The organism is Hymenobacter fodinae (genome assembly GCF_004745825.1).
GTDB classification, from domain to species: Bacteria; Bacteroidota; Bacteroidia; order Cytophagales; family Hymenobacteraceae; genus Hymenobacter; species Hymenobacter fodinae.
This window is the reverse complement of sequence record NZ_SRLA01000004.1, coordinates 534,008-544,814: the sequence shown is the minus strand read 5'-3', so window position 1 is coordinate 544,814 and position 10,807 is coordinate 534,008. Positions and strand designations below refer to the sequence as shown.

Annotated in this window: 9 protein-coding genes; 7 read left to right on the top strand and 2 right to left on the bottom strand. The window is 54.1% G+C overall.

Annotation, left to right across the window (positions count from 1 at the left end; all coding sequences use genetic code 11):
• Positions 1-458: 458 nt before the first annotated feature.
• The gene (locus EU556_RS20245; RefSeq protein WP_135435951.1) at positions 459-2,762 is read left to right on the top strand and encodes a GH92 family glycosyl hydrolase; all 2,304 of its coding nucleotides are present in this window, start codon (positions 459-461) and stop codon (positions 2,760-2,762) included.
• Positions 2,763-2,840: 78 nt separating this feature from the next.
• Here EU556_RS20245 and EU556_RS20240 read toward each other — a convergent pair whose 3' ends face one another.
• Complete coding sequence (locus EU556_RS20240) at positions 2,841-3,317, bottom strand: DUF4293 domain-containing protein (protein ID WP_135435950.1); 477 nt, start codon at positions 3,315-3,317, stop codon at positions 2,841-2,843.
• A 94-nt stretch (positions 3,318-3,411) separates the two neighbouring features.
• Between EU556_RS20240 and EU556_RS20235 the strand changes: the two genes are divergently transcribed.
• From EU556_RS20235 to EU556_RS20215, 5 genes are all read left to right on the top strand, one after another.
• Positions 3,412-4,611, top strand: coding sequence for a thiolase family protein (locus EU556_RS20235; RefSeq protein WP_135435949.1), 1,200 nt, complete (start codon positions 3,412-3,414; stop codon positions 4,609-4,611).
• Between the two features lie 73 nt (positions 4,612-4,684).
• On the top strand, positions 4,685-5,224 hold the full coding sequence (locus tag EU556_RS20230; protein WP_210116332.1) for a GNAT family N-acetyltransferase: 540 nt from the start codon (positions 4,685-4,687) through the stop codon (positions 5,222-5,224).
• 44 nt (positions 5,225-5,268) lie between these two features.
• Positions 5,269-6,060: a tRNA pseudouridine(38-40) synthase TruA gene (gene truA, locus EU556_RS20225; RefSeq protein ID WP_135435948.1), complete on the top strand. Its 792-nt coding sequence runs from the start codon at positions 5,269-5,271 to the stop codon at positions 6,058-6,060.
• An 87-nt stretch (positions 6,061-6,147) separates the two neighbouring features.
• Positions 6,148-7,923, top strand: coding sequence for an ABC transporter ATP-binding protein (locus tag EU556_RS20220; protein ID WP_135435947.1), 1,776 nt, complete (start codon positions 6,148-6,150; stop codon positions 7,921-7,923).
• Between the two features lie 99 nt (positions 7,924-8,022).
• Entirely contained in the window at positions 8,023-8,544 is a 522-nt protein-coding gene (locus EU556_RS20215; protein WP_135435946.1) for a hypothetical protein, read from the top strand.
• A gap of 71 nt (positions 8,545-8,615) precedes the next feature.
• Here EU556_RS20215 and EU556_RS20210 read toward each other — a convergent pair whose 3' ends face one another.
• The gene (locus EU556_RS20210; RefSeq protein ID WP_135435945.1) at positions 8,616-9,263 is read right to left on the bottom strand and encodes a hypothetical protein; all 648 of its coding nucleotides are present in this window, start codon (positions 9,261-9,263) and stop codon (positions 8,616-8,618) included.
• A gap of 386 nt (positions 9,264-9,649) precedes the next feature.
• On the opposite strand from EU556_RS20210, the gene EU556_RS20205 reads away from it, so the two are divergent.
• Positions 9,650-10,804 carry a zinc-dependent alcohol dehydrogenase gene (locus EU556_RS20205; protein ID WP_135435944.1) on the top strand — a complete coding sequence of 385 codons (1,155 nt, stop codon included), beginning with the start codon at positions 9,650-9,652 and terminating at the stop codon, positions 10,802-10,804.
• Positions 10,805-10,807 lie beyond the last annotated feature (3 nt).

Here is a 10,807-nt window from a genome sequence, read left to right as displayed (position 1 = left end):
AGCGCCCATGGTACTGCCTTCACCGGCGGGAGAGTAGGTCGCCGCCAACCTTACTGAACTGCTGAGCCGCTTTTCCTAGCGGGCGAGCTGCGTCCCGGACCTAGTCCGCGAGGATGCGCCGCCGGGGAGGAGCGGCTCAGTGGCGTTTCAGGCCCCCCCGGCCCGGTGGAACAATGCCCTCGCCGCCGGAAGGGTATCGTAGAAAAGGCCTCGTATCCTATTGGTGCGAGGCCTTTGTGTGTTTAAAGCAGTTGCGTGTGGGGCATATATTCTAACGACTATGCAGAGGTTTAGCGAATGATCTGTTAGGCCTCTTCCATATAGGTGTGGAAATAGTATCTTCTTTTAAGCAGATTACTATTGCTGTTTTAAAGTCTCTAGCTAACACTTCATCATTCGAAACGCTCTAGCATTTGTACATTGCCTACTAAAGCATTCCAACGACTGATAAAACGTTTATGCAAAGAGTATTTGCAGTATTACTGGTAGTACTTCCTCTAAGCGGAATTGCACAGAAGAATGGCACTGAGAACCTCGTACAATATGCGCATCCGATTGTGGGGACCCAAAAGATGGGACATACCTTTCCGGGGGCAACAGTGCCATTTGGTGCAGTACAACTAAGCCCTGATACGGACACACTCAGCTATGAGCAGAATGGCAAGTATAATCCGGACGTGTACAAGTATTGTGCGGGTTACCAGTATGAAGACAAAACGATTGTAGGCTTCAGCCATACGCACTTCAGCGGAACGGGGCACTCGGATCTGGGTGACTTCCTCATCATGCCCACAACAGGTCCTTTACAGCTTAATCCGGGTACTGCCGACAAACCTCAGAGTGGGTACCGATCAGTATTTACTCATACGTCAGAAGTAGCAGAGCCAGCTTACTATAAAGTGAAGCTGGAGGATCATAATATCTTGGCGGAGCTGACGGCCACCAACCGGGTCGGCTTTCATCAATATACCTTTCCCAAGTCAGACCAGGCGCACATTATTCTGGACCTGATGGCGGGTATCTATAACTACCCGGATAAGAACGTGTGGACGTTTGTACGGGTAGAGAATGACTCGCTGGTAACTGGGTACAGGCAAACCAATGGCTGGGCTCGGACTCGCACGGTTTACTTCGCTCTGCAGTTCTCAAAGCCTTTCCGGCAATATGGTAGCAGAAAGTATGACAAGAGGCAGGCCTACCGCGGTTTCTGGGGTCGATTCGATCAGACAAAGAACTTCCCCGACTTAGCAGGTGAGCAACTGCGGATGTATTTTGACTTCAACACCACGGAAGGGGAGAAAATCAAACTCAAATTTGCGCTGTCGCCGGTGAGCACAGAAGGAGCGTTGCAGAACTTACGTGCGGAAGTACCAGGCTGGAATTTTGATGAGGTCAAGCAGCAAGGCCAGCAACAGTGGCAGCAGGAGCTAAGCAAAGTGGTGGTTCAGGCTCCCAAGCGGGAAGACAAGGATAACTTCTACACGGCCCTCTATCATGCCTTCCTTAGCCCAACAACCTATATGGACGTGGACGGGCAGTATAGAGGCCTAGATCAGAATACGCACAAGGCCGAGGGCTTCACGAACTACACTACGTTTTCCCTTTGGGATACGTACCGGGCGCTGCATCCGCTATTCAACGTTCTGCAGCCGAAGCGCAATGCGGATATGGCGCAGTCGATGATGGCGCACTTTCAGCAAAGTGTGGAACACATGCTGCCCGTATGGTCACACTATGCAAATGAGAACTGGTGCATGATTGGGTACCACAGTGTGCCGGTTATTGCGGATGCTATTGTGAAGGGCAATGCTCCGTTTGATGCTAACAAAGCTCTCGATGCTTGTGTGACGACGGCCCGACAGCAGTGGTACGATGGCATAGGCCTATACATAAAGCTGGGCTATGTGCCCGAAGACAAGAGCGGCTCATCGGTGTCGAAGACGCTCGAATACGCCTATGATGATTGGTGCATTGCTCAGGCCGCGCAGAAGCTAGGCCGGCAGGATATTTATCAGGAGTTTAGCAAGCGGGCTGGCAACTGGCAAAACGTGTACGATGCCAGCATTGGCTTCATGCGACCCAGGATGAGTGATGGCAGCTTCCGGAAAGAGTTTGATGTGCTAAGCACCAACAACCAGGGTTTCATTGAAGGCAACGCCTGGAACTACAGCCTGTACGTGCCGCAGGATCCGGCTAAGCTTATTCAGCTGATGGGCGGAAACAAACGCTTCGTGCCGCACCTGGATTCGCTCTTTACCATGCACCTGCCGGATAAGTTCTTTGCCGAAACGGAGGATATTACCCGCGACGGTATCATTGGCAACTACGTACACGGCAATGAGCCAGCTCACCATGCGGCCTACCTCTACAACTGGACCGATCAGCCTTGGAAGACACAGGAGCGCGTGCGCATGATTCTGAAGCGCATGTACCATCCTACGCCCGATGGCCTAGGCGGCAACGACGACTGTGGGCAGATGAGCGCCTGGTATATCTTCAGCACCCTAGGATTCTACCCCGTGGCACCGGGCTCCAATGAGTACGCCATTGGCAGCCCCGCGGTGCAGAGTGCTACGTTACGGCTTGAAAATGGCAAGACCTTTACCATCCAGACCAAGAACCAGAGCGACAAGAATGTGTACGTGAAGCAGATGATGCTGAACGGCAAGCCCCTCACGCGGCCCTTTCTCAAGCACAGCGACATCATGCAGGGAGGCGAGTTGGTCTTTATCATGACCTCTAGGCCAGTAGTGAAGAAGTAAACTAGCTCCGCTAGGCCACTAGCTAATAAAAAAGGCTCCCATCTTGGTGGGAGCCTTTTTAACGGAAAATGTGTCTGATTAACGGAGCCGATCCATGCTGCGGACCAGTTGCTCGTCGCGGCGGATGAAGCGGTTGGCGAGCAGGTTCAGCAGCAGTGCAAGGGTAGGTAGGTAAAAGCCGGCCTGAAAGGTGCCGGGCATCTTCACGTTGAGCATCTGCTCGCCTAAGCTAGAGAAGTAGAAGCCGGCGCCAATGGTTGCCACAATCAGCAGGAAGTTGACCATGCCTAGCTTAAGCTGCGTGAAGCGGTTGCGGAATTGAAAGATTTCGAAGAGAGCAACCAAGGTGGAAGCAGCGGCCAGCGCGGCTATCGGCCAGGTGCTTGTTGAAACCGACATACCCGCATCGGCATTCTCGTAGGCCAGTTGGAAGGCGGTCATTACCAGCGTTTGACCACTTACCGGATCGGTTTTGCTCCAGATTGGCAGGAACAGTACGCTCAACATGGCCAAGGAGAGCAGCAGCAGAAATACGCTTTGGATTCTTTGTATCATCTTTGTGTTTTGACAGTTCAGACTACGATTCTCCCCGCCTGCGCGGGCTGGCAAAAGTAGCCAACAACGACCGGAATAACTGCATTATAAGCCAATGCCAACCGCATACATCGTGGACGCTGTCCGCACCCCTATTGCCAAATTTGGTGGCGCCCTAAGCAGCGTGCGCCCCGACGATTTAGCCGCGCACGTTCTGCGTGAGCTACTACGCCGCAACCCTTCTCTGGATAAAGCAGCTATTGAAGACGTAATTATCGGAGCTGCCAACCAAGCCGGCGAGGACAACCGCAACGTGGCGCGCATGGCTGCGCTGCTAGCTGGCCTACCCATTACGGTACCCGGTATCACGGTGAACCGCCTCTGTGCCTCGGGCCTGCAGAGCATCATGGATGCCTCGCGGGCTATTAAGGCAGGTGAAGGCGACATTTACCTGGCTGGTGGAGCTGAGAGCATGACGCGGGCTCCCTTCGTGATGGCGAAGTCGTCGACGGCGTTTGCCCGCGATTTTACGGCCCACGACACTACGCTGGGCTGGCGCTTCGTAAACCCTAAGCTCTCGAAGATGCACCACCCCTATGCCATGGGCGAAACGGCCGAGAACGTGGCACTGAAGTATGGCATCACCCGCGAAGAGCAGGATGCCTTTGCCTTCAACACCCAGCAGAAATACCAGCGGGCATTTGAGAAAGGTCGGTTCCGGAAAGAAATAGCGCCGGTCTTCGTGCCCCAGCCCAAAGGTGATACCGCCCTGTTTGATCAGGATGAGCCCCCACGTTTGTCGAGCATGGAGAAGCTGGCTTCGATTCGGCCAGCTTTCCAGGTAGATGGCACCGTAACGGCGGGCAACTCCGCGGGTATCAACGATGGAGCCGCCGCGGTTATCGTGGTGAGCGAAGAGGCCCTGAAGAAGTATAACCTGAAGCCGATGGCGCGGGTAGTAGCCTCGGCAGTAGCAGGTGTTGATCCGGCGTATATGGGCCTAGGCCCTGTGCCTGCCACTCAGAAAGTGCTGCAGCGCGCTGGGCTAACCCTACAGGACATGGACCTCATCGAACTGAACGAGGCTTTCGCGGCCCAGAGCATTGCTTGTATCCGTGACCTAGACCTCGACCCCAGCAAAATAAACGTGAACGGTGGCTCTATTGCCATCGGCCACCCACTGGGGGCTAGTGGAGCACGCATCACCGCTACTCTGCTCCACGAGATGCAGCGCCGCGAAGGTGTGCGCTATGGCCTAGCCACTATGTGCGTAGGCGTAGGCCAGGGCGCTGCCGTGATTTACGAAAAGATATAATGTTGCCGCACCGTTGGGTGGCGTACAACTATCTTGTAGGCCACCCAACGGTGCGGTTTATGTTGCGCCTGCTATGATGAGCCCGCTGCTGAAGCCTACGCTGGAACTACCGATACCCGGTGCCCGCCTGCGGCCCTGGCGGTTTTCCGATGCGGCGGCGCTGGCTCGGTTTGCCAATGACCGCGCCATCTGGCAAAACCTGCGCGACACATTCCCGCACCCATATACCACTCAGGATGCCGAGTTTTTTCTGGCCTTGGTAGCAGATAACCAGCGTGACCTGTACTTAGCTATTGAGCTAGATGGCGTGGCGGTAGGAAGCATCGGGGTGCACTTCAAAACGGATGTGCGACGGCGCTCGGCGGAGGTAGGCTACTGGCTGGCTCAGGAGCAGTGGGGTAGAGGCCTAGCTACGGCAGCCACCAAGGCGGTTTCGGAGTACGTGCTGGCGCGCTTTGATGTGTGCCGGTTGTATGCCGTAGTATTTGACACGAATGCCGCCTCGGCGCGGGTACTGGAAAAAGCCGGATACGAGCTGGAAGCCCGGATGCGGCGCAGCATTACTAAAGCCGGGCAAACGCTCGACTCACTGCTTTACGCCTTGGTGGTGTAGGCCACTCAGGAAGTGCTCGGCTGTCTTATTTTACCTTTCTTCACTTGCGTTATTTTCTTCACCTGGCCTACGATGGCACCCAGTACCACGGCTGGCAGCACCAACCCAACACCGTAACGGTGCAGCGGGAGCTAGACCGGTGCCTCTCGCAAGTGCTGCGGCAGCCCGTGTACTCGCTCGGCAGCGGCCGCACCGATTCAGGGGTGCACGCCAGTCACCAAGTGGCCCACTTTGATGCAGAGCTGCCCGATACCTTGGACTTAGAAACGCTGCTCTACCGCCTGAACCGAGCCCTGCCGCGCGATATCCGAGCCCAGGCCGTGCACCCGGTGCCCGATCAGGCCCATGCCCGCTACGATGCGAAGTACCGCACCTACGAGTACCACGTGCGGCTCGTGCCCGACCCGTTCAGCCCGAATTTCTCCCTCTACCTCGACCGCGCCCCCGATGTAGCGGCCATGAACCAAGCGGCCGCTATGCTGCTGGGCACGCATGATTTTACGAGCTTCTCGAAAGTAAAGGGCAGTGAAAAGCACTACGTGTGTACGTGCGTGGAGGCTGGCTGGCACGAGGTGCCGGGTGGCCTAGTGTTCCGGATTCGGGCCAACCGCTTTGTGCGTGGTATGGTGCGCTTGGTGGTAGGCACCTTGCTGACGGTAGGGCGGGGCAAGATGACGCCGGAAGAATTTGGGCAAGTCTTTACTTCTCTTAATCGCGTGCACGCCAGCGGGGCTGCGTTGGCCAACGGCTTGTTTCTGTGCCGCGTAGAGTATCCGGCGGAGCTGGTGGCGGGCATAGACCTGCCCATCGGTTTGCCGTACTTCTCAAAAGTCTGAGGGCACCGGTTGGGCACTAGCTGGCCGGTTCTCACAATCTGCGGCGTCGGCTGTTACCTCCTCATCTAACTTCCCCTCCCCACCCGAATGGAGCAAGCTACTACTGCCACTAAAAGCGGCAATATCTTCGACTGGCAGGTCCTGCGCCGGTTGATGGCCTACGTGCGGCCGTATCAGCGCATTTTCTACTTCCTGATTTTCCTGACCATTGCCACGGCGGCATTGGGCACCTTGCGCCCTTTCTTGATTCAGCGCATGGTCGATGTCACCATTGAGCAAAGCGACTGGTCGGGGCTGAACCGCATGTTTGTGCTGCTGCTGGTACTGCTGGTAGCCCATGCCATCGTGAGTTACCTCCAAACCTATTTTGGCGGCTGGCTAGGCCAGTATATCGTGCGCGATATTCGGGTGGACCTCTACAAGCATATTCTAGATCTGCGCCTGAAGTTCTTTGACCGCACCCCTATTGGCGTGCTCGTGACCCGTAACATCTCCGACGTAGAAACCCTCTCGGACGTGTTCAGCGAAGGGCTAGCCGCTATGATCGGCGACATTCTGCAGCTGCTGTTCATCATGGCCTTCATGTTCTACATCGACTGGCGTCTGACGTTGGTGAGCTTGGCGGTGATTCCGCCGCTGTTGTTCAGCACCTACGTGTTCAAGGAGAAGGTGAAGAAGTCGTTTCAGGAGGTGCGCACGGCCGTTGCTAACTTGAATTCCTTCGTGCAGGAGCACCTAACCGGGATGAACGTGGTGCAAATCTTCAATAACGAGGAGCGAGAGTTCCGCAAGTTTGAGAAGATCAACCAAGAGCACACCCGCGCCAACATCCGCTCGGTGCTTTACTACAGTATCTATTTCCCGGTGGCTGAGGTACTAGCTGCTGCCGGCGTAGGCCTGTTGGTGTGGTACGCCGCGCAGGGCCAGATTGAGGGCACCATCTCGAAGGGCGCCCTTATTGCCTTCATCATGTACAACGCCCTATTCTTCCGGCCCATCCGCCAGATTGCCGACCGCTTCAATACATTGCAACTAGGCCTAGTAAGCACGGAGCGTCTGCTGAAGCTACTTGATAGCAAGGAAATGATTGCCGACAACGGCAGCTACATCCCAACTGACTTGCGCGGCGATGTGAAGTTCGACCACGTGTGGTTTGCCTACAACGACGAAGAATGGGTGTTGCGCGATGTGAACTTCGAGGTGCAAGCCGGCCAGACCATTGCCTTTGTGGGAGCCACCGGTGCGGGTAAAACCAGCATCATCAACCTACTCAGCCGCTTTTACGAAATCAACAAAGGCACCATCAGTGTGGATGGCCACGACCTGCGCGAGTACGACCTCAAAGACCTGCGCCGCCACATTGGGGTAGTGCTGCAGGATGTGTTTTTGTTCGCCGGTACCATCCGCGACAACATCACGCTGGGTAAGCAGGACATCACCGATGAGCAAATCTGGGCCGCCGCCGACTTGGTAGGTGCCCGCCGCTTCATTGAGCGCCTGCCGGGTGGCCTACAGTACAAGGTGATGGAGCGCGGTGCTACACTTTCCGTAGGCCAGCGTCAGCTTATCAGCTTCGTGCGGGCTATGGTGTACCAGCCGCGCATCATTATTCTCGATGAGGCTACTTCATCCGTTGACTCCGAGACGGAAGAGCTGATTCAGGAAGCCATTGAGAAGTTAATGCAGGGCCGTACTTCATTGGTTATTGCCCACCGCCTAAGCACCATTCAGAAAGCCGACCGCATCATTGTGCTCGACAAAGGTGAAATTAAGGAGGCTGGCACTCACGAGGAATTGCTGCGCCACCAGGGTTTCTATTCCCAACTTTATCAGATGCAGTATAAGGGCGTGCTGGAAAGTTAAAGAGTGGCCTAGGCCACTCCGGCCCGCCGACATTACCCGCGGTGCTGTTTCTTTGCGGCTCGGAAGGGCACTCTGTTCTTCCGGCTTTCTTCTCAACGTATGAATCGAATTTTTCTAGTCCTCAGTCTCGTCCTTGGCATCGGCTTTACGGTGGCCTACTGGAAGATGGGAGGCTTCAAAGCGGCTACCGTCACGCAGGAAACGCTGGCTCAGCCTTACTTCGTGGCCGGCCAGTACTATGAGGGCCCGGCCGATGACGAAGCCTTTGGTGACTTAACGCGCAAAGCTTACGAATTACGCCGTACCGGCCAAGTTCGCGGCGACTTTGGCAACATCTTCTACAACAGCCCCGAGGATACCCGCACGGCCGCGAAAGCCTTCGTAGGCCTGGTGGTAGCTGATACCACCCAGAAGCTTCCTAGCGGCTACAAGTACCGCGTGTTTCCAGCGGGCCAGCGCGTGTTACATGCCCACATTGATGCCGGCTACATGGTGGCCCCCGATAAACTTTACGGTGGCATTAAGGACTACGCCAAGGAGCGCAAGATTACCCTGCAGGATGTGTACTTAGAGCGTTTCCCGGAAAAGGGTGAGCCAGAAGTTCTGGCGGTGCTGAAGTAGGCATATACCTCATAAAAGAAAGCGCCAGCGAGCATTTGCTCGGTGGCGCTTTCTTTTTACTAATTGATGATCTATTTGCCTCCTAAGTGAAGGGATGCTCCTAAGTTAAGATAGGCTAAGCCAAAATTAGTGCTGAAGTAGGAGGATGTAGTACTCCATGTATTTACCGGGACTGGTGATTTTGGCGTTTCCTTAGTCCTATAGTACCCGATATTACCTATACCTAGTTGCAGACCTAATTTCTCAATCGGAAAAAAGACGATACCGGGAGTAAGCGTGCCCGAACCGCCTCTTGTTCTACGAGAGCTAGTATTCTGGCCGTTAACCGTCTCGGAGGTTGTATAGTTAGTGCCGCTCACATAATTACCTTCTAGCTGGCCGTAAAAGCCTAGCTTCTCCGTTACCATCTTATAGTACCGAACGAATGGTCCGACAGAATTAGTAGTATAGCCATAGCTGTTACTTGCTTGTGTCTGTTTGCTACTGGCTATGTTACCTGATAGCCCTATTGCAAGGTTGTCAGCTACAAAATACCCGACAGTTGGTATAAACTGTACATATTGGCTTTTGATGTTCTGACTATTCGTATTAGGACTGTTATCAGTTTTAGAAGAATTATAATTGATCAGGCCACTTATTAAATAATGACCCGCGCCCGTTTGCGCTTTAGCTCCACTGACGAGGCCAAGTAATAAGATGCTAAATGTTAGCTTTTTCATGTGGTTGAAATAGAATGAGAAGGATTGAAGATTTAGAATGTCGCTTTAACGGGAGCTTAAGGCTTATTATTTGAAAAGCTATATAGATAAATAATTAACTAGTTGGATTATAGCCAGCTGCATGGCATTTAAAGAACTTGATGCTTCAACACCCATAAAGCAGCTGGAGTAGGGTCTAGCACGGCTTTACGTGTTTATACTGATTAAATGCAATTATTTCCGCGTATAAGTACGTGATTAGGTCGGGTTACGGAAACCTTCAGCAATAGGGGTAGTACAGATTTACCACTACTCCCCAAGTGCTGTCCGTGATCAGTATAACAAGCTGAACAGGCATCAAGGGGCTGATGCGCGTAATCTCCCACCGAACCTAAAACAGACTTATTATGCTAGCAATGGATTACCGGGGCCCCAAGCGGGTCCGCGCCACCCAAAAGCCAATGCCCGAGATAAAGCATCCACAAGATGCCATTGTGCGGGTTACTCGCTCTTGTATCTGTGGCTCCGACCTGCACCTCTACAATGGCAACGTGCCAGATACCCGGGTAGGCTCCACGTTTGGCCATGAGTTCTGTGGTATTGTAGAAGAAGTAGGGCCTGAGGTAACCAAGGTTAAGGTAGGCGACCATGTGCTAGTACCGTTTAATATTGCCTGCGGGGAATGCCACTTCTGTAAGCAAGGCTTATTCGGCAACTGTCACGAGTCGAATACTCAGGCTAGCGCCGTAGGAGGTATCTTCGGCTACTCGCATACTGCTGGGGGCTACAATGGTGGCCAGGCAGAGTATGCTCGCGTACCCTATGCCAACGTAGGCCCGACGGTTATTCCAGAAGGAATGGACCCCGATGATGCCGTGCTTCTCACCGACGTGGTGCCCACGGGCTACCAGGCCGCTGAAATGGCGGGTATCCAACCCGGCGACACGGTGGTGGTATTCGGAGCCGGACCCGTAGGTATAATGGCCGCTCGGTGCTCATGGTTGTTCGGGGCTGGCCGCGTCATCATCATTGACAAAGAAGACTACCGTCTGGAGTTTGCCCGCAACTACGCCAACTGCGAGGCCTACAACTTCGAGAAGGATATGGACGACCCAGTGGTGTTCATCAAAAAGACCACCGACTTCATGGGTGCCGACTGCGTAATTGATGCTGTAGGAGCCGAGGCAGCTGGTAATGCCATGCAGACTATTACTGGTCGTAAGTTGCTGTTGCAGGCTGGTTCTACTACGGCTTTGCACTGGGCTATTAACTCCGTGAAGAAGGGTGGAGTGGTGTCGATTGTGGGGGTATATGGCCCTACCGATAACCTAGTACCCATCGGAAACGTGCTTAACAAAGGCCTGACTATACGGGCAAACCAAGCGTCGGTAAAGCGTCTGTTGCCCCGGCTGATTGACCACGTACAGAATGGCGTAATTAAGCCCAAGGAGTTGATTACTCACCGCATTCCGCTGGAAGAAGTAGCCGATGGCTATCGGATGTTCTCGGCTAAGCTCGACAACTGCATTAAGCCTCTTATCGTTTTCCCTAACAAAATCTAACGC

What these genes read in the sequence shown, in the direction of transcription:
- EU556_RS20245 (WP_135435951.1), top strand. Translation starts at nt 459, where the DNA reads ATGCAAAGAGTATTTGCAGTATTACTGGTAGTACTTCCTCTAAGCGGA.
- EU556_RS20240 (WP_135435950.1), bottom strand. Translation starts at nt 3,317, where the DNA reads ATGATACAAAGAATCCAAAGCGTATTTCTGCTGCTGCTCTCCTTGGCC.
- EU556_RS20235 (WP_135435949.1), top strand. Translation starts at nt 3,412, where the DNA reads ATGCCAACCGCATACATCGTGGACGCTGTCCGCACCCCTATTGCCAAA.
- EU556_RS20230 (WP_210116332.1), top strand. Translation starts at nt 4,685, where the DNA reads ATGATGAGCCCGCTGCTGAAGCCTACGCTGGAACTACCGATACCCGGT.
- EU556_RS20220 (WP_135435947.1), top strand. Translation starts at nt 6,148, where the DNA reads ATGGAGCAAGCTACTACTGCCACTAAAAGCGGCAATATCTTCGACTGG.
- EU556_RS20215 (WP_135435946.1), top strand. Translation starts at nt 8,023, where the DNA reads ATGAATCGAATTTTTCTAGTCCTCAGTCTCGTCCTTGGCATCGGCTTT.
- EU556_RS20210 (WP_135435945.1), bottom strand. Translation starts at nt 9,263, where the DNA reads ATGAAAAAGCTAACATTTAGCATCTTATTACTTGGCCTCGTCAGTGGA.
- EU556_RS20205 (WP_135435944.1), top strand. Translation starts at nt 9,650, where the DNA reads ATGCTAGCAATGGATTACCGGGGCCCCAAGCGGGTCCGCGCCACCCAA.